Annotated in this window: 17 protein-coding genes; 9 read left to right on the forward strand and 8 right to left on the reverse strand. The window is 53.6% G+C overall.

Going from position 1 to position 17,554, the window contains the following annotated elements:
- Positions 1-9: 9 nt before the first annotated feature.
- The 6 genes from HV261_RS00910 (at position 10) to HV261_RS00935 (ending at position 4,716) form a co-directional block, all read left to right on the forward strand.
- Positions 10-417, forward strand: a complete 408-nt coding sequence (locus HV261_RS00910) for a mannose/fructose/sorbose PTS transporter subunit IIA (protein WP_202037191.1) — start codon at positions 10-12, stop codon at positions 415-417.
- Positions 417-911, forward strand: coding sequence for a PTS sugar transporter subunit IIB (locus HV261_RS00915; RefSeq protein ID WP_202037192.1), 495 nt, complete (start codon positions 417-419; stop codon positions 909-911). Before HV261_RS00910 ends, HV261_RS00915 begins: the two co-directional genes overlap by 1 nt.
- A gap of 65 nt (positions 912-976) precedes the next feature.
- Positions 977-1,774, forward strand: coding sequence for a PTS mannose/fructose/sorbose transporter subunit IIC (locus HV261_RS00920; protein WP_202037193.1), 798 nt, complete (start codon positions 977-979; stop codon positions 1,772-1,774).
- An 11-nt stretch (positions 1,775-1,785) separates the two neighbouring features.
- Positions 1,786-2,610 carry a PTS system mannose/fructose/sorbose family transporter subunit IID gene (locus tag HV261_RS00925; RefSeq protein WP_003031641.1) on the forward strand — a complete coding sequence of 275 codons (825 nt, stop codon included), beginning with the start codon at positions 1,786-1,788 and terminating at the stop codon, positions 2,608-2,610.
- A gap of 68 nt (positions 2,611-2,678) precedes the next feature.
- Entirely contained in the window at positions 2,679-3,902 is a 1,224-nt protein-coding gene (sorE, locus tag HV261_RS00930; RefSeq protein WP_202037194.1) for a zinc-binding dehydrogenase, read from the forward strand.
- 1 nt (position 3,903) lies between these two features.
- Positions 3,904-4,716: a shikimate 5-dehydrogenase gene (locus HV261_RS00935; protein ID WP_202037195.1), complete on the forward strand. Its 813-nt coding sequence runs from the start codon at positions 3,904-3,906 to the stop codon at positions 4,714-4,716.
- Positions 4,717-4,765: 49 nt separating this feature from the next.
- Here HV261_RS00935 and HV261_RS00940 read toward each other — a convergent pair whose 3' ends face one another.
- Positions 4,766-5,122, reverse strand: a complete 357-nt coding sequence (locus HV261_RS00940) for a hypothetical protein (RefSeq protein WP_202039639.1) — start codon at positions 5,120-5,122, stop codon at positions 4,766-4,768.
- Between the two features lie 141 nt (positions 5,123-5,263).
- Here HV261_RS00940 and HV261_RS00945 point away from each other — a divergent pair, with 141 nt between their 5' ends.
- Positions 5,264-5,425: a phage protein gene (locus tag HV261_RS00945; RefSeq protein ID WP_003841416.1), complete on the forward strand. Its 162-nt coding sequence runs from the start codon at positions 5,264-5,266 to the stop codon at positions 5,423-5,425.
- A 349-nt stretch (positions 5,426-5,774) separates the two neighbouring features.
- Here HV261_RS00945 and HV261_RS00950 read toward each other — a convergent pair whose 3' ends face one another.
- From HV261_RS00950 to HV261_RS00970, 4 genes are all read right to left on the reverse strand, one after another.
- On the reverse strand, positions 5,775-6,815 hold the full coding sequence (locus tag HV261_RS00950) for an IS481 family transposase (protein ID WP_202037196.1): 1,041 nt from the start codon (positions 6,813-6,815) through the stop codon (positions 5,775-5,777).
- A gap of 83 nt (positions 6,816-6,898) precedes the next feature.
- Positions 6,899-7,270 (reverse strand): GNAT family N-acetyltransferase, encoded by a 372-nt coding sequence (locus HV261_RS00955; protein ID WP_202037197.1) that lies wholly within the window; start codon positions 7,268-7,270, stop codon positions 6,899-6,901.
- Between the two features lie 179 nt (positions 7,271-7,449).
- Entirely contained in the window at positions 7,450-7,767 is a 318-nt protein-coding gene (locus HV261_RS00965) for a helix-turn-helix domain-containing protein (protein ID WP_202037198.1), read from the reverse strand.
- The gene (locus HV261_RS00970) at positions 7,757-8,116 is read right to left on the reverse strand and encodes a type II toxin-antitoxin system RelE/ParE family toxin (protein ID WP_202037199.1); all 360 of its coding nucleotides are present in this window, start codon (positions 8,114-8,116) and stop codon (positions 7,757-7,759) included. The genes HV261_RS00965 and HV261_RS00970 overlap by 11 nt, the downstream gene beginning before the upstream one ends.
- Before the next feature lie 213 nt (positions 8,117-8,329).
- On the opposite strand from HV261_RS00970, the gene pepE reads away from it, so the two are divergent.
- Positions 8,330-9,019, forward strand: coding sequence for a dipeptidase PepE (gene pepE / locus HV261_RS00975; RefSeq protein ID WP_202039640.1), 690 nt, complete (start codon positions 8,330-8,332; stop codon positions 9,017-9,019).
- Positions 9,020-9,107: 88 nt separating this feature from the next.
- On the opposite strand, the gene HV261_RS00980 is transcribed toward pepE, so the two are convergent.
- Entirely contained in the window at positions 9,108-10,736 is a 1,629-nt protein-coding gene (locus HV261_RS00980) for a Na/Pi cotransporter family protein (RefSeq protein ID WP_061067006.1), read from the reverse strand.
- A gap of 213 nt (positions 10,737-10,949) precedes the next feature.
- Complete coding sequence (gene metH, locus HV261_RS00985; protein ID WP_202037200.1) at positions 10,950-14,633, reverse strand: methionine synthase; 3,684 nt, start codon at positions 14,631-14,633, stop codon at positions 10,950-10,952.
- A 195-nt stretch (positions 14,634-14,828) separates the two neighbouring features.
- Here metH and iclR point away from each other — a divergent pair, with 195 nt between their 5' ends.
- Entirely contained in the window at positions 14,829-15,653 is an 825-nt protein-coding gene (gene iclR, locus HV261_RS00990; protein ID WP_137381219.1) for a glyoxylate bypass operon transcriptional repressor IclR, read from the forward strand.
- 85 nt (positions 15,654-15,738) lie between these two features.
- Here iclR and aceK read toward each other — a convergent pair whose 3' ends face one another.
- A complete protein-coding gene (gene aceK / locus HV261_RS00995; RefSeq protein WP_202037201.1) occupies positions 15,739-17,520 on the reverse strand; it encodes a bifunctional isocitrate dehydrogenase kinase/phosphatase in 1,782 nt (593 codons plus the stop codon).
- Between the last annotated feature and the right edge of the window lie 34 nt (positions 17,521-17,554).

Genomic DNA, 17,554 nt, shown 5'->3' on the forward strand with positions numbered 1-17,554 from the left:
GGAGGTTTTATGGTCAATGCAATCTTCTGCGCCCACGGCAAACTGGCCTGCGCCATGCTGGAATCGGTGCAAATGGTCTACGGCGACGCCAACGTTGAAGCGGTGGCATTTGTCCCCGGCGAGAACGCCAGCGACATCGTGGCAAAGCTGAAAAAGTTAGTAAGCGTTCACACTAATGATGAATGGCTGATTGCCGTCGATCTACAGTGTGGCAGTCCATGGAATGCCGCCGCGACGCTGGCGATGCAAAACCCGGCGATACGGGTCATCAGCGGGTTGTCGCTGCCGCTGGCACTGGAGCTGGTTGACAACCAGAGCAGTATGAATGTGGATGAACTGTGCGAACACCTGACGACCATTGCTCAACAAACCTGCGTTGTCTGGCAGCATCTGGCAACGACCGAAGAGGATTTCTGATGAACATTACCCTTGCCCGTATTGATGACCGCCTGATCCACGGCCAGGTCACTACCGTCTGGTCGAAAGTGGCAAACGCCCAGCGGATTATAATCTGCAATGATGAGGTCTATAACGATGAAGTTCGCCGAACATTATTACGCCAGGCCGCCCCGCCGGGGATGAAGGTCAACGTCGTGAATATCGAAAAGGCGGTGGCGGTTTATCATAATCCGCAATATCAGAATGAAACCGTTTTTTATCTCTTTACCCGTCCGCAGGATGCGCTGGCCATGGTAAAGCAAGGGGTAAAAATCGCCAGCTTAAATATTGGCGGCATGGCCTGGCGACCGGGTAAAAAACAATTAACCAAAGCCGTTTCTTTAGATGATGACGATATTAATGCTTTTCACCAACTGGATCAGTTGGGAGTGAAACTGGATTTACGCGTCGTTGCCTCCGACCCCGCCATTAATATTCTTGAGAGAATAAAAGAGCAGTCCGTTAGCGAATAATAAATAGCGCCTGTAGAAATATGCCGTAACAGGCAGGGATCGTTATACCCTTAAGGTGACAAATTATGGAAATTAGTACCCTACAAATTATCGCCATATTTATATTTTCCTGTATTGCCGGAATGGGCAGCGTGCTGGATGAATTCCAGACCCACCGCCCGCTCATCGCCTGTACCGTTATCGGCCTGATCCTTGGTGATTTAAAAACCGGGATTATGCTCGGCGGCACGCTGGAGTTGATTGCTCTGGGTTGGATGAACGTCGGTGCCGCGCAGTCCCCCGATTCGGCGCTCGCCAGTATTATCTCCGCCATTCTGGTCATCGTCGGGCAACAGAGTATCGCCACCGGTATCGCCATCGCCCTGCCGGTCGCGGCGGCAGGGCAGGTGCTGACGGTATTCGCTCGCACCATCACTGTGGTATTTCAGCATGCGGCGGATAAAGCCGCGGAAGACGCCCGCTTTCGCACCATCGATATGCTCCACGTTTCCGCGCTCGGCGTACAGGCGCTGCGTGTCGCCATTCCTGCATTAATCGTCTCACTGTTTGTCAGCGCCGATATGGTCAGCAATATGCTCAACGCCATTCCGGAATTCGTCACCCGCGGATTGCAGATTGCCGGTGGCTTTATCGTGGTGGTCGGCTACGCCATGGTGCTGCGCATGATGGGCGTGAAGTACCTGATGCCCTTCTTCTTCCTCGGGTTTATCGCCGGGGGTTATCTCGATTTGAGTCTGCTGGCTTTCGGTGGCGTGGGCGTGATTATCGCGCTGGTCTACATCCAGCTGAACCCGCAGTGGCGTAAAGCCGAACCGCAGGCGCAAGCCGCCTCTTCTCAAGCTCTCGATCAGCTTGATGACTAATGGAGCCGACCATGGAACAGAAAAAACTGACCAAATCCGACCTGTTTAGCATGTTTGTTCGCTCCAACCTGCAACAGGCGTCATTCAACTTTGAACGTATTCATGGACTGGGCTTTTGCTACGACATGATCCCAGCCATTAAGCGCCTGTATCCGCTGAAGGAAGACCAGGTCGCGGCGCTCAAACGCCACCTGGTGTTCTTCAACACCACACCTGCCGTGTGTGGCCCGGTAATTGGCGTGACCGCCGCGATGGAAGAAGCCCGCGCCAACGGCGCCGAAATTGACGACGGCGCAATCAATGGCATCAAAGTCGGGCTGATGGGCCCACTCGCCGGCGTCGGCGACCCGTTGGTCTGGGGAACGTTACGCCCGATTACTGCCGCGCTCGGCGCGTCTTTGGCGCTGTCCGGTAACATTCTCGGCCCATTGTTGTTCTTCTTTATTTTCAACGCAGTACGTCTGGCGATGAAGTGGTACGGCTTACAGCTTGGCTTTCGTAAAGGGGTCAATATCGTCAGCGACATGGGCGGCAACCTGCTGCAAAAACTGACCGAAGGGGCATCAATTCTTGGTCTGTTTGTCATGGGGGTGCTGGTCACCAAGTGGACCAGCATCAACGTGCCGCTGGTGGTATCGCAAACGCCAGGCGCAGACGGTACCACCGTCACCATGACCGTGCAGAACATACTCGATCAGCTCTGCCCTGGCCTGCTGGCGCTGGGTCTGACGCTGCTGATGGTGCGGCTACTCAACAAGAAAATTAATCCTGTATGGCTGATCTTCGCCCTGTTTGCACTGGGGATTATCGGTAACGCGCTGGGCTTCCTGTCCTGATTTTTCCGCCCCGGCGATGTCGGGGCAACGTCAACAAATTGTCCTCGAAAGAGGAAGAGGTGGTAACAATGCAAACAACAACAGCTTTACGCCTTTATGGTAAACGCGATCTGCGCCTGGAAACCTTCGATCTTCCTGAAATGCAGGACGATGAAATTCTGGCCTCGGTCGTGACCGACAGCCTGTGCCTTTCTTCCTGGAAAGAGGCTAACCAGGGTGAGAACCACAAAAAGGTACCAGACGATGTGGCCACCAACCCGATCATCATCGGCCACGAATTCTGCGGCGATATTATTGCCGTGGGGAAAAAATGGCAGCACAAATTTCAGCCCGGTCAGCGCTATGTTATTCAGGCTAACCTGCAACTGCCGGATCGCCCGGACTGCCCCGGCTACTCCTTCCCGTGGGTGGGCGGAGAAGCCACGCATGTTGTCATTCCCAATGAGGTGATGGCGCAGGATTGCCTGTTGGCCTACGAAGGTGAAACCTATTTTGAAGGCTCGCTGGTTGAGCCGCTTTCCTGCGTGATTGGCGCATTCAATGCCAACTATCATCTGCAGGAAGGCACTTATAACCATAAGATGGGCATTCGTCCGCAGGGGCGCACGCTGATCCTCGGCGGTACCGGGCCAATGGGGCTGCTGGCGATCGACTACGCGTTGCACGGCCCGGTCAATCCGGCGCTGCTGGTAGTGACCGACACCAATAACGACAAGTTGAGCTACGCCCGCAAACACTATCCTTCTGAGCCACAAACGCTGATCCACTATCTCCACGCCCAGGATGCAGCTTACGACACGCTGATGGCGCTGAGCGGCGGTCACGGGTTTGACGACATTTTTGTGTTTGTGCCCAATGAACAGTTGGTCACACTGGCCTCTTCCCTGCTGGCCGCCGATGGCTGCATGAATTTCTTTGCCGGCCCGCAGGATAAGCAGTTCAGTGCGCCGATTAACTTCTACGATGTGCATTATGCTTTCACCCATTACGTTGGGACATCTGGCGGCAATACCGACGATATGCGTGCGGCGGTAAAACTGATCGAAGAGAAGAAAGTTCAGGCGGCAAAAGTGGTGACGCACATTCTGGGGCTGAATGCGGCTGGTGAAACAACGCTGGAACTGCCAAAGGTCGGCGGCGGGAAAAAGCTGGTCTATACCGGCAAAGCGTTACCGTTAACCGCGCTCTCGCAGATTGACGATCCGGCCTTGCGTGACATCCTGGAACGACATCAGGGGATTTGGTCGCAGGAAGCCGAGCAGTACGTATTATCTCACGCCGAGGAGATTTAACATGATTAACCGCGACACCCAGTTGTGCATGTCGCTTGCCGGTCGCCCCGGCAACTTCGGCACACGCTTTCACAACTATCTATATGAAAAGTTGGGGTTAAATTTTATCTACAAAGCCTTTACTACGCAGGATATTGAGGCCGCAGTGAAAGGCGTTCGCGCACTCGGGGTCCGCGGCTGTGCGGTATCGATGCCGTTTAAAGAGCGCTGCATGCCGTTTCTGGATGCCATCGATCCTTCCGCAAGCGTCATTGATTCCGTCAACACTATCGTCAATGACAACGGCACGCTGACAGGATTTAACACCGACTACATTGCGGTAAAAAGCCTGATTGCCAGCCACCAGCTTGATAACCGCGCACGCGTCATGATCCGCGGCAGCGGTGGAATGGGTAAAGCAGTCATTGCCGCGTTTCGCGATGCCGGTTTTCACGATGTCATCGTCGCTGCCCGTAACCGGGAGAGCGGCCCGGCGCTGGCAAAACAGTACGGTTTTCAGTGGCAACCCCAGCCGGAAGGGATTGCCTGCGATATTCTGGTCAACGTGACGCCCGTCGGTATGGCGAACGGTAAAGAGAGCGATGAGCTGGCCTACAGCGAAGCGATGGTCGCTAACGCCAGCGTGGTGTTTGACGTGGTCGCCCTGCCGCCGGAAACACCGGTGATTAAGCTGGCGCAAAAGCTGGGTAAAAAAACCATCAGCGGTGCAGAGGTGATTGCCTTACAGGCCGTAGAGCAGTTCGCCATGTACACCGGCGTACGTCCGGATGACGCGCTGATCGCCGAAGCGGCAGAATTTGCTCGGGCGGGGTAAAAAAGCAGGAACAGAGCGCCAGGGATGGGCGCTCTGTTTATTTTAGGTACTATGCAACAGCAAACAATTGCTGGTCAGCTTTCGCTTCCAACTGCGCCAGCGCGGGAATCAACTGGCTGATGTTTACCAGACTGTGTCCTAACTGGCATATGCTCTCATACGCAAAATGTTCCTGACCTTCACCCGCCATGGTCAGCAGGCTTTCGCCCATAAAATTCAGCGTCTGGTACAACCCCGCCAGCGCCTCTTCGCAGCCAAACGAAAGCGCCAGATTTTCTTCGGTGGTGAGATGGCTGCAATCAAGATTGCGGAACGCCTCGGCGAGTGGAAAATAAAGCAGATTGGCCTGTGAAATGGGAGAAGAAGACGCAAAACAGGCGTTAGTGGTACTATTAGCATCAGCCATAGCATTACCTCGTATAATGTTGTGGTTAGACGCCCTGATCGTGTTCCCGCACTTTCGGGGCGTTGTCATTTTTGGTGTGTGAGAGTAATGTGTCATCACACATACTCACACTACTCTTGTGTAATTAAGGTGTCAACACACATGAACGAACGAAGAGGCAATCCCCCGTTTCAATTCCGTCTGGATCCGGAACTGCGCAAAGCGATGGAAGAAGCACAACGGCAGGATGGCGACGAATCGTTGGCAGCCTGGATTAAACGAGTGATTAGAAAAGAGCTGAAACAGAAAGGAATTGAAGTGTAAGAGGCAGTACTTTATATCGCCTTTCTGAAGGTCTGTTTAGAGCGAGGAACGGACATTGAACATATGAGTTATAGTCAGCCCAAGGCTTCGAAGCTGCCGTACTGAATTCGTAGCGATTAGATTTCCGTTGGTGAGCTTTCCTGCCAGAGCAAAAGAAAACTTAGGCTGATAATACGATGGACATATCCATGCAACGCAGATCTGTTTGGGCAAGTCTTGATGGGGATGTAGTTTCCTTGATAAACATAAAACCGTGTTTTTCGTAGAAAGTTTGCGCGTTTGGTGTTGAGGTGTATTAGCTCAGACCTGATCTGACAGTTACCGGTTATTTATACAGGTATCTGTCAGATTACATCTGGCTTAAATTCTTCTCAGCCCAGATGCGTTTTCCATCAAGTAACGTTTCCATTGGCGTTCGGCCACAGCACATTTTCCCCTGATGGGTTCGCTCATTATTATAGTGAGCCAGCCATTCATCAAGATCCGATTGTAGTGCGCCAAGTTCGCCATACAGTTTTTTGCGGAACGCCACCTGATAAAATTCCTGCAATATCGTCCTGTGGAACCGTTCGCAGATGCCGTTTGTCTGCGGCGACATTGCTTTGGTTTTTGTGTGGTCGATATCATTTATTGCCAGATAAAGCTGGTAATCATGCTGCTCCACTTTGCCACAGTACTCTGTGCCCCTGTCGGTCAGTATTCTCAGCATTGGCAGGCCCTGAGACGCGTAAAATGGCAACACGCGATCATTCAGCAGGTCAGCTGCAGTGATCGGCGTTTTAGTGACATACAGCTTGCAGTGTGCAACCTTCGAGTACGTATCAACGAACGTCTGCTGATAAATACGCCCGACACCTTTCAGGTTCCCCACGTAGAACGTGTCCTGAGAGCCCAGATAACCCGGATGAGCGGTTTCAATTTCACCACAGACCTCGTCATCACTGGCTTTGCGTTCCAGTGCGGCGATCTGGCTGTCGGTCAGCTCTATCCCCTCACGAGCCACTTTTTCTTCCAGTGCTTTCAGACGCTTTTTGAAATTTTCAAGATTGTGGCGCAGCCAGACAGAGCGGACACCACTTCCTGAGATAAAAACGCCCTGTTTACGCAGCTCATTGCTGCTCCGGTGCTGGCCATGCGCAGGGAACGCGACAGCATAATCAATAACGGCCTGCTCAGTTGCGTCGTCGGTACGATTTTTGAGATTGGGAGCGCGTCGGCTGCGGTTAATCAGCGCATCCACACCGCCTTCATCAGCCAGTTCGCGATAACGGTAAAACGTATCGCGGGAGACGCCCATGATTTTACAGGCTTTAGACACGTTGCTGAGTTCTTCAGCCAGATTGAGCAAACCTGTTTTGTGTTTAATGACGGGATTGGTAGTATGAAGCATGAGAGTTACCTCGTGTTTTGTATAAGGATTCGACACCCATATCAAAACCGGTAACTCTCAACCTTTCAAGGTCATATGTCAGATCAAGTCGCGACTAATACAGTTGAGGTCAAGGTTAACTGTTTCAACCCTCTTTTAATCGCCTCATCTTTAATCGTTTCAATAATCAGGCTAGCAAAACCTTTACCAAAATAATCCGGCAATGTAAAAATAGCTTCTACGCTACCTTGGGTAAGATCCAGATATCCCGTTGCTACCAATCCTACATCAGGCAGGTCGACAACAAAGAAAGGATTTTCCGTAATAACCTCCCTGTAATGTTCAGGCATAGCTTCAGGCGTCCAGGCCTCAAGCACTTGGGCACAATAACTTGGTTTACATCCTTCCCGGATAGAAAGATTCCTTATATTCCAGCACTCCTCTGCCTCTTCAGGTACTGCAAGTCTGATTTTCATTTGTTCTTCCTTCTCGTCTTATTATATTTATAGATTTATCATGAAACGGTTTCGTTTCAACATCTATGTTTAACAAAAGAGGAAAGTCCGCTTCTGGCACAAACCCGACGCTGAAAACCACGCTGGCAGTGATGAAGGCGCTGGGTATTGGATTGACCGTTAAAGCTTGAATGGAGAAATCAGCCAAAACTTACTTTCAGCGTGCCCTGCACATTACCCTCTTTTCCTACCACAATTTCCACATCGCGGCCCAGTTTCACCAGACACTCCAGCATCTTTGCTTCACTGATACCGCGAAACTGCCCGCGTAATAAGTTGGAAAGCTTGGGCTGCGTCATCCCCAGCATTTGTGCAGCTTGCTGCTGTGTTAACCCTTTGCATTGCAAAATCTCACCAATCACCATTGCCAGTTGCGCCTTCAACTGCATCTGTTCTGCGTCATTTTCACCCAAATCAGCGTAAACGTTGCCGCTACTGATTTCGACATCATGTGACATATCCACTCTCCTGCGCATGCCGCTGTGCAGCCTTTAGCCGCTGGTAAATCAAGTTAATTTCGGGTTTCGGCGTTGCCTTCCCAGAAACAGATTTTTTCTGAAAAACATGCAGAACATAAACTGCATTTTTCAACTGGATAGTGTAAACCGCCCGCCATGTGTTGCCGTGATAATCCTCTACAACTTCCAGAATCCCCGCCCCACCAAATCCTTTTAACGGTTTAGTCTGCGAATGCTGCTTACCCTGCTGCGCCAGCCAAAGAGCAAACCCAAACGTATCCCGAACATGTTCAGGCATTCCCTGCAGATCTTTCCTGGCATGCCCAACCCAGTAAAGTGGTTTCGTCATCCCTCCCCCTTAATTATATCCATATAGGTATAAAACACCATCACCCGCCTGAAGAATAAATCAACAATCTCGCTTTCAGCCAAATTAAAACGCCAGTCTGCGAGCCGCTTTCCAGAACCTCACTTCCAACATCGTGAGCCATATCAGTAAGGTGTTACACTGACAGTGGTAGCATTACCGCGGTTTGTAATTTTCTGATTACATGGAGAAATGATGGAACTGCTTTTATTGAGTAACTCAACGCTGCCGGGCAAAGGCTGGATGGAACATGCGCTGCCGCTAATTGCTGAGCAGCTGAATGGTCGCCGCACGGCGGTGTTTATTCCGTTCGCTGGCGTGACGCAAACCTGGGATGAGTACACGGCGAAAACGGCTGCCATCTTTGCGCCAATGGGCGTTAACGTCACCGGTATTCATACCGTTGCCGATCCGATTGCGGCGATAGAAAACGCAGACATCGTGATTGTTGGCGGTGGCAATACATTCCAGTTGTTGAAAGAGAGCCGCGAACGCGGACTGCTGGCGCCGATTGTGGATGTCGTCAAACGTGGTGCGCTGTACATCGGCTGGAGCGCAGGTTCCAACCTCGCCTGCCAGACCATTCGCACTACCAACGATATGCCGATTGTCGATCCAAAAGGTTTTGATGCGCTGGGTCTGTTTCCGCTGCAGATTAACCCACACTTCACCAATGCGCTGCCGGAAGGCCATAAAGGCGAAACGCGTGAACAGCGTATTCGCGAGCTGCTGGTTGTCGCACCAGAACTGACGGTGATTGGCTTGCCGGAAGGTAACTGGATCAAAGTGAGTAACGGTCAGGCGGTGCTTGGCGGCCCGAACACTACCTATATCTTTAAAGCGGGTGAAGAGGCGGTTGCCGTTGAAGCAGGCCACTGCTTTTAGTTGATTTGTTGTCTGATGCCGGATGCGGCGTAAACGCCTTATCCGGCCTACCGGACTGCGCCACCGGGCAACATTTCACCTGTCCTCGTTAGTACTCACGCTCGTCATCTTCATCCGGCTGTTCCAGCACACTGTAAGCCACGGAGCAAAACAGTGAATTCAGACGCTGCATATCGCCCAGCAATGCCAGATGCAGGGAGCTGGTCTCAATGCTCTGCACGTTCTGCTGATGCAGGCGGTCGACGTGCGCATGCGAATAACGACGGTTGAGAATACGGAAGCGGTGCTTGCTGCGGCGCAGACGGCGGGCGCTGGTCACATCACCAGAGAAGAACACCGACATCGCCAGCTGCAGATTGCTGAGCAGCAGATCGTAGAGCGCATCCAGTTCTTTTAACCCTTCGACGGAAAATGCCCGACGTGCGGCCAGCGACTTATCGGCTATCTCACTGCCCATACGTTCGACAATATCGGAAGCCTGCTCGAGGTTGAGCGACATTTCGATAATTTCTGCCCAGCGACGCGACTCTTCTTCCGCCAGCTCATCTTTAGGCATGCGCGCCAGATAGAGCTTGATGGCCGTATACAATACGTTGATGTCATCGGCCATCCTGCGCAGCTCTTTCTCTTCACGCGGCTCGCCGTGCATCACCTTTTTTAGCCCATCCATCATCTGCTCCATCGCATCGCCAATACGCAGAGCTTCGCGGGCAGCATTCGCCAGAGCGAGCGTAGGCGTGTCCAGCGCGCTGACATCCAGATGTTTGGGCTTCAGATGTGCATCCAGCTCCGGCTCATCGCGGATGATGCGCTTACAAAAACGTGCCATCGGTTCGGCGAACGGCACCATCGCCACGCAGCGCACCAGGTTGTAAAAGACGTGGAAGTAGATAACCAGTTCAGATTTCGGTAACGGCAGTTCATCCATCAGATTGGCCAGCGGATGAACAAATGGCAGGATAATCAGGCTCCCCACCAGCTTAAACAACAGGCTGCCGAGCGCCACGCGACGGGCTGCGGCGTTAGCGGCACTGTTATTCAACATCGCCAACAGACCGGAGCCGAGGTTGGCGCCAATCACCAGACACAACGCCACCGGGAACGAGATAATGCCTGCCGCGGTTAGTGTTGCCGTCAGCAAAACTGCCGCCAGGCTGGAGTAACTGATAATCGCGAACATGGCGCCAATCAGCGCATCGAGCATAATATCGCCGGTGAGTGAGGCGAAAATCACCTGTACACCATTGGCCTGAGTGATCGGCGTTACCGCCTGCACAATCAGCTCCAGCGCCAGCAGAATCAACCCCAGACCAATACCTACCCGGCCCAGCTGCCCGGCACGAGACTGCTTGCGCCCAAGAAAGAAAATGACGCCGATAAAAATCAGCAAAGGCGACAGCCAGGAGAGATCGAAGGTCAGGATACGCGCCATCAGCGCGGTCCCCACGTCGGCGCCCAGCACAATGACTAACGCAGGGGTAAGCGCCACCAGGTCCTGCGCGACGAACGAGGTCACCAGCATGGTGGTAGCGTTGCTGCTTTGCACCAGAGCCGTCACGCCGATCCCCGCGCAAAAGGCGAGCGGCTTCTTTTCAACACTACGGCTGAGCACAGTGCGTAAACGGGCGCCAAAGACACGCATCACGCCGGTACGCACAATATGTGTACCCCAGACCAGCATAGAAACCGCAGAAAGCAGGTGTAACAGAGTCAGCACGGAATCAGGTTCTCCTTATCGTTATATGTTCCTGAGGTTCATCGCCATGACATACCGCCTGATGGCGCTACGCTTATCAGGCCGACAAAAATGTGCCATCCGGCAAGCAGTAACAATGAACGTTCTTTCAGTATAAGGGTTTAAACGTAATAAAGAGACAGGGCACTCATTGAGTGCCCTGTTTGTTGTAAAGAAAGATGACAGTTTTGTGAATCAGTCAGCGTCGTAGCCGAGGTTTGGCGCTAACCAACGTTCAACTTCCGCTACGCTCATCCCTTTACGGAACGCATAGTCTTCAACCTGATCGCGCTGGATTTGCGCCACGGCGTAGTACTTGCTGTCCGGATGGCTGAAATACCAGCCGGAAACCGACGCGCCTGGCCACATCGCAAATGATTCAGTGAGCTTCATCCCGGTGTGCGCTTCCACGTCCAGCAGTTCCCAGATGGTGGCCTTTTCAGTGTGTTCAGGACACGCCGGATAACCCGGTGCCGGGCGAATCCCCTGATAGTTTTCACGGATCAGCTCCTCATTGCTGAGATTTTCGTTCGCCGCGTAGCCCCAGTAGACTTTACGCACGCGCTCATGCAGATATTCCGCGAACGCTTCCGCCAGACGGTCGGCTATCGCTTTCACCATGATCTTGTTGTAGTCGTCATGCTGCGCTTCGAAAGCATCCGCCAGCGCGTCTTCTTCCAGACCACCAGTAACCGCAAAAGCACCGATATAATCCGCCTTGCCGCTCAGTTTCGGCGCCACGAAGTCAGACAGGCAATAGTTGGCGAAACCCACTTTTTCCGTTTGCTGACGCAGATGATGACTCACGTTAAGCACGTGCGTCCGTGTTTCATCACGGTAGATCTCTATGTCATCACCGACGCGGTTGGCCGGGAACAGACCAACAACGCCACGCGGATTCAGCGTCTTCTCAGCGCTGAGTTTATCCAGCATATCGTTGGCATCTTTGAACAGGCGCTTCGCCTCTTCGCCCACCACTTCATCTTCCAGGATACGTGGATATTTTCCAGCCAGCGACCAGGTCATAAAGAATGGCGTCCAGTCGATGTAATTGCGCAGCGTTTCGATACTGGCTTCAACTTCCTGTACGCCCAGGCGATGGGCCACTGGCGGGGTATAACTTTCCCAGTCAAACGCCAGATCGTTATCACGTGCGGCCTGTAACGTTACCGGCGGAGTACGCGGTTTTTTACGCGCATGCTGGATACGCACGGTTTCGTACTCTTTACGCGTACGGGCAACGAAGTCGTCACGCTGGGTATCGGAAAGCAACGCGGCAACGACGCCAACGGTACGCGAGGCGTTCTGCACGTACACCGTCGGGCCGCTGTAGTTCTGCTCGATTTTCACCGCTGTATGCGCTTTGGATGTGGTCGCTCCGCCAATCAGCAGCGGAATGGTAAAGCCCTGACGTTCCATCTCTTTCGCCACGTTAACCATTTCATCCAGCGACGGGGTGATCAGCCCAGACAGGCCAATCAGATCGGCATTCACTTCACGCGCCGTTCTGAGGATTTTCTCCGCTGGCACCATCACGCCAAGATCGACGATTTCGTAGTTGTTACATTGCAGCACCACGCCGACAATGTTTTTGCCAATGTCGTGTACGTCGCCTTTCACGGTCGCAATGACCATCTTGCCGTTGCTGGAGCCTTTCTCTTTGCTGGCTTCAATGTACGGCTCAAGGTAGGCCACTGCCTGCTTCATTACGCGGGCGGATTTCACCACCTGCGGCAGGAACATTTTGCCCTCGCCGAACAGGTCGCCAACGACGTTCATACCGTCCATCAGCGGCCCTTCGATAACCTCGATCGGACGCGCAGCCTGCTGACGCGCTTCTTCGGTATCCAGCTCAATAAATTCAGTAATGCCTTTCACCAGCGAGTATTCGAGGCGTTTTTTCACGTCCCAGCTACGCCATTCCGCCAGTTGGGTGTTTGCGGTGTCGTCAGTTTTACTGCCGCGGTACTTTTCGGCCAGCTCCAGCAGACGTTCAGTACCATCGTCGCGACGGTTGAGGATCACATCTTCAACCGCATCGCGCAGTTCTGCAGGCAGGTCGTCGTAAATTGCCAGCTGTCCGGCGTTGACGATCCCCATATCCATACCGTTACGGATGGCGTAGTAGAGGAATACCGCGTGGATAGCTTCACGCACCGGGTCGTTACCACGGAACGAGAACGACACGTTGGAGACGCCGCCAGAGATCAGTGCATGCGGCAGTTCACGTTTAATATCTTCGCACGCGCCGATAAAGTCCTGAGCATAGTTGTTGTGCTCGTCGATACCCGTTGCAACCGCAAAGATGTTCGGGTCAAAGATGATGTCTTCCGGCGGGAAACCCACCTCTTCGGTGAGAATGTTGTACGCCCGACGGCAAATTTCGATTTTACGTGCACGGGTATCCGCCTGCCCCTGTTCATCAAAGGCCATCACCACCACCGCCGCACCGTAGCGACGCAGCAGCTTCGCGTGGTGGATAAAGGTTTCTACTCCCTCTTTCATCGAGATGGAGTTAACGATGCCTTTACCCTGAATGCACTTCAGCCCTTTTTCGATGACGTCCCACTTCGAGGAGTCGATCATAATCGGTACACGGGCGATATCCGGTTCCCCGGCGATCAGGTTGAGGAAACGCACCATCGCCGCTTCGGCGTCGAGCATCCCCTCATCCATGTTGATATCGATGATCTGTGCGCCGCTTTCCACCTGCTGACGGGCCACGTCCAGCGCTTCACTGTACTTCTCTTCTTTAATCAGGCGCTTAAATTTGGCAGAACCGGTGACGTTAGTCCGTTCACCGACGTTGACGAATAAACTGTCGTCGCCAATGTTCAGCGGCTCAAGGCCGGACAGACGACAGGCTACCGGGATTTCCGGCAGCTGGCGCGGCGGCAAGCCATCCACCGCGCGGCTCATGGCGGCGATATGTTCCGGCGTGGTACCGCAGCAGCCGCCCACCACGTTAAGGAAGCCCGCTTCGGCCCATTCACGGATTTGCGCCGCCATGGTGTCGGCATCGAGATCGTACTCACCAAAGGCGTTTGGCAGCCCGGCATTCGGGTGTGCGGTAACGTAGCATTCGGCAATGCGCGACAACTCCTGCACATACTGGCGCAGCTCGTCCGGACCTAAGGCACAGTTCAGGCCGAAGGTCAGCGCATCGGCGTGGCGCAGCGAGTTATAAAACGCTTCGGTAGTCTGGCCGGAGAGCGTACGTCCGGAGGCATCGGTTATCGTGCCGGAGAGCATGATCGGCAGCTCAACGCCCAGCGCTTCAAATTCTGTTTTCACCGCAAAAATCGCCGCCTTGGCGTTGAGGGTATCGAAAACAGTTTCAATCAGGATCAGGTCACTGCCGCCTTCCACCAGCGCTTTGGTGGATTCGCGGTAGGCGGCCACCAGTTGATCAAAGGTAATATTGCGGTAAGCCGGGTCATTTACGTCTGGCGAGATAGATGCCGTGCGGTTGGTTGGGCCAAGCACGCCCGCAACATAGCGCGGTTTTTCCGGTGTACGGGCCGTCCACTCATCTGCTGCCGCGCGCGCCAGTTTCGCCGCGGTAAAGTTGATTTCCGCCGACAGGGATTCCATCTGGTAATCCGCCATGGCGATAGTCGTGGAGTTAAAGGTGTTGGTTTCGATGATATCCGCGCCCGCTTCAAAGTAGGCGTTATGGATGGCGGCGATGACCTCCGGTTTGCTGAGCACCAACAGGTCGTTGTTGCCTTTCAGATCGCACGGCCAGTCGGCAAAGCGTTCGCCGCGAAAATCCTCTTCGCTCAGACGATATCCCTGGATCATGGTGCCCATACCGCCGTCCAGCACCAGAATACGTTCATTTAACTGCTGACGTAATTGTTCTACTTTGCTGCTCACACTCGCTCCCGACAACGCTCAACCAGACCGAAAAAGACTCAACAGGTCATACTGGCACAAACCTGAGAGGCGGAAAAGAGAACAACGGCCAACATGAGACATGTTCAGCTTCACTCATCCGATCAGTGCAGGAATTCTTGCATTATAATTGAATAAAACGAAAATGATTTCCACGATACAGAAAAGGAGTCTGCCATGGTTGCCACTGTCCCCGCGAAACGCGGAAGAAAACCCGCTGCCACTACTACGCCTGCAACCGGGCAGGTTCAATCTTTGACCCGAGGCCTGAAACTCCTCGAGTGGATTGCAGAATCCAACGGTAGCGTAGCGCTGACCGAGCTGGCGCAACAGGCTGGCTTGCCTAACTCCACCACTCACCGTTTGCTGACCACCATGCAGCAGCAAGGTTTTGTCCGTCAGGTAGGTGAATTAGGCCACTGGGCCGTAGGTGCGCATGCGTTCATCGTTGGCAGCAGCTTTTTGCAAAGCCGTAATCTGCTGGCGATTGTCCATCCGATCCTGCGCAAGCTGATGGAAGATTCCGGTGAAACAGTAAACCTGGCCGTGCTGGATCAAAGCGATCATCAGGCCATTATTATCGACCAGGTGCAGTGTACCCAGCTGATGCGTATGTCTGCTCCCATCGGTGGCAAACTGCCGATGCATGCCTCCGGCGCGGGTAAGGCGTTTTTATCCCAACTGAGCGAAGAACAGGTTACCGGCCTGCTGCACCGCAAAGGATTACACGCCTACACTCACGCCACGCTGGTTTCTCCCGTCCACCTGAAAGAAGATCTCGCGCAAACACGCAAACGTGGCTATTCGTTTGATGATGAAGAACATGCGCTGGGTCTGCGCTGCGTGGCATCGTGCATCTATGACGAGCACCGCGAGCCGTTCGCCGCCATCTCTATCTCAGGGCCAATCTCACGTATTACCGACGACCGCGTTACCGAGTTTGGCGCACTGGCTATCAAAGCAGCAAAAGAAGTGACGCTGGCGTACGGCGGATTTCGTTAAGATGGGATGCCGGGTGGCGGCTACGCCTTACCCGGCCTACTGTCCAGGGTTAGGGCAGATTTGTAGGCCTGATAAGCGTAGCGCATCAGGCACGGCGCACATTGCCGGATGGCGGCGCAAAGGCCTTATCCGGCCTACGATCGGTTTCATAACGCACGCTGAAACGCTGTTTGCGCCGGTAGGCGTAAACATCTTCCACATGTCCGTTTTTAATCCGCGTTTGCAGACCACGCCAGTAGTCGGCGCTGAACAGGTCGGCGTGCATTTCTTCAAATAATGGTCCGATACGTGGATCGGCACATAGCCAGTGGCGAAACTCTTCCGGGAAGACATCTCCCGGCGACACGCTGTACCACGGCTCTGCGCTCATCTCATCCTCCGGATAACGCGGTGGTGGGATGTGGCGGAAATTCACTTCCGTCATGTAGCAAATTTCATCGTAATCGTAGAACACCACCCGTCCGTGACGGGTCACGCCGAAGTTCTTAAACAGCATATCACCGGGGAAAATATTGGCCGCTGCCAGTTGGCGAATCGCGTTGCCATACTCTTCAATGGCATCACGCAGTTGCTGGCCTTCAACCTGTTCCAGCCAGATATTCAGCGGTACCATCCGCCGTTCGATATACAGATGGCGAATCACAATCTGATCGCCGAGGTCGGTAATTTTTTCCGGCGCTTCCTGTAACAACAGCGCCATCAGCGCCGGGTCGATTTGCCGTTTATCCAGCACAAAGTTCTCGAATTCCTGGGTATCCGCCATCCGGCCGACGCGATCGTGCTCCTTTACCAGTTGATAGCAGGCCCGAACATGAGCAGCTGACATCTCTTTTTGCGGGGCAAATTTGTCTTTGATGACTTTAAAGACCCGGTCGAACCCCGGCAGGGTAAACACCAGCATCACCATGCCGCGAATGCCCGGCGCTTCAATAAATTGCTCATCGCAATGGGCAAGATAGAGCAGGTATTCGCGGTAACTTTCGGTCTTCGCGTGTTTCTGGCAGCCAATCGCCATATACAGTTCGGCGGTGGTTTTACCGGGCAGGATCTCGCGCAGCCACTCCACCAGCGCCGCGGGCAGCGGGGCATACACCATAAAGTAGGAGCGGGCAAAGCCAAACACAATGCTCGCCTCCGCCGTCGTGGTCAGACAGGTATCGACAAACAATTCGCCTTCATCAGTCCGGTGGATTGGCAGTAAAAACGGCAGCGTCCCGGAAGGGGTAATCAACTTCCCGACCAGCCAGGCGGCCTTGTTGCGATAAAACAGTTCGTTCGCCACCTGTAAATGACAGCCCGGCAGCACATCTGCTCCCAGGGTTTCGGTCAGGTGTTCGATGATGTAGTGGATATCACGATGTTTGTTCTGCCACGGCAGACGCAGGGGCAGATCGCTAAGGACGCGCGTCAGCAGCCACTCCCAGCCGGTATCAGGAAAAAAGTCTTTCGTCAGCGGGCGTGGGATCGTGCGAAAACGGCGCTCTGGCTGAGAACTGAAAATAAACAGCCGCTCGGGAGTCAGCGAGCGGTGGTCAAATAACCGACAGTAAACGGAGTTGAAAAAGCTCTCCGCAATCTCGAAGCGCGGGTAATCCGGCAGTAGCCGGGTGTAATACTCTTTCACGCGAAGTAAAAAATCCGCGTCGGTACTTTTGCCGTCAGTAATGCAGCGCAACTGCTCCACCACCAGACCCACGTGATGGTCGTAGAGGTGGATACGACTTTTCATCGCCTGTTGAACAGCATGCCAGTCGGCATGTTCAAAACGCTGTTGCGCGCCAGAGGTAACTTCCAGAAATCGACCATACTGCGCGTCAAAGCCTTGCAGGATGGTTTGAGCAATCAGTAATTCCAGGCCACGCGACATCGATTTCTCCCATCCGGCACAACGTCATGCCGGA

This window comes from Citrobacter sp. RHBSTW-00671, from assembly GCF_014103415.1.
Lineage (GTDB): Bacteria > Pseudomonadota > Gammaproteobacteria > Enterobacterales > Enterobacteriaceae > Citrobacter.

What these genes read in the sequence shown, in the direction of transcription:
- HV261_RS00910 (WP_202037191.1), top strand. Translation starts at nt 10, where the DNA reads ATGGTCAATGCAATCTTCTGCGCCCACGGCAAACTGGCCTGCGCCATG.
- HV261_RS00915 (WP_202037192.1), top strand. Translation starts at nt 417, where the DNA reads ATGAACATTACCCTTGCCCGTATTGATGACCGCCTGATCCACGGCCAG.
- HV261_RS00920 (WP_202037193.1), top strand. Translation starts at nt 977, where the DNA reads ATGGAAATTAGTACCCTACAAATTATCGCCATATTTATATTTTCCTGT.
- HV261_RS00925 (WP_003031641.1), top strand. Translation starts at nt 1,786, where the DNA reads ATGGAACAGAAAAAACTGACCAAATCCGACCTGTTTAGCATGTTTGTT.
- sorE (WP_202037194.1), top strand. Translation starts at nt 2,679, where the DNA reads ATGCAAACAACAACAGCTTTACGCCTTTATGGTAAACGCGATCTGCGC.
- HV261_RS00935 (WP_202037195.1), top strand. Translation starts at nt 3,904, where the DNA reads ATGATTAACCGCGACACCCAGTTGTGCATGTCGCTTGCCGGTCGCCCC.
- HV261_RS00940 (WP_202039639.1), bottom strand. Translation starts at nt 5,122, where the DNA reads ATGGCTGATGCTAATAGTACCACTAACGCCTGTTTTGCGTCTTCTTCT.
- HV261_RS00945 (WP_003841416.1), top strand. Translation starts at nt 5,264, where the DNA reads ATGAACGAACGAAGAGGCAATCCCCCGTTTCAATTCCGTCTGGATCCG.
- HV261_RS00950 (WP_202037196.1), bottom strand. Translation starts at nt 6,815, where the DNA reads ATGCTTCATACTACCAATCCCGTCATTAAACACAAAACAGGTTTGCTC.
- HV261_RS00955 (WP_202037197.1), bottom strand. Translation starts at nt 7,270, where the DNA reads ATGAAAATCAGACTTGCAGTACCTGAAGAGGCAGAGGAGTGCTGGAAT.
- HV261_RS00965 (WP_202037198.1), bottom strand. Translation starts at nt 7,767, where the DNA reads ATGTCACATGATGTCGAAATCAGTAGCGGCAACGTTTACGCTGATTTG.
- HV261_RS00970 (WP_202037199.1), bottom strand. Translation starts at nt 8,116, where the DNA reads ATGACGAAACCACTTTACTGGGTTGGGCATGCCAGGAAAGATCTGCAG.
- pepE (WP_202039640.1), top strand. Translation starts at nt 8,330, where the DNA reads ATGGAACTGCTTTTATTGAGTAACTCAACGCTGCCGGGCAAAGGCTGG.
- iclR (WP_137381219.1), top strand. Translation starts at nt 14,829, where the DNA reads ATGGTTGCCACTGTCCCCGCGAAACGCGGAAGAAAACCCGCTGCCACT.
- aceK (WP_202037201.1), bottom strand. Translation starts at nt 17,520, where the DNA reads ATGTCGCGTGGCCTGGAATTACTGATTGCTCAAACCATCCTGCAAGGC.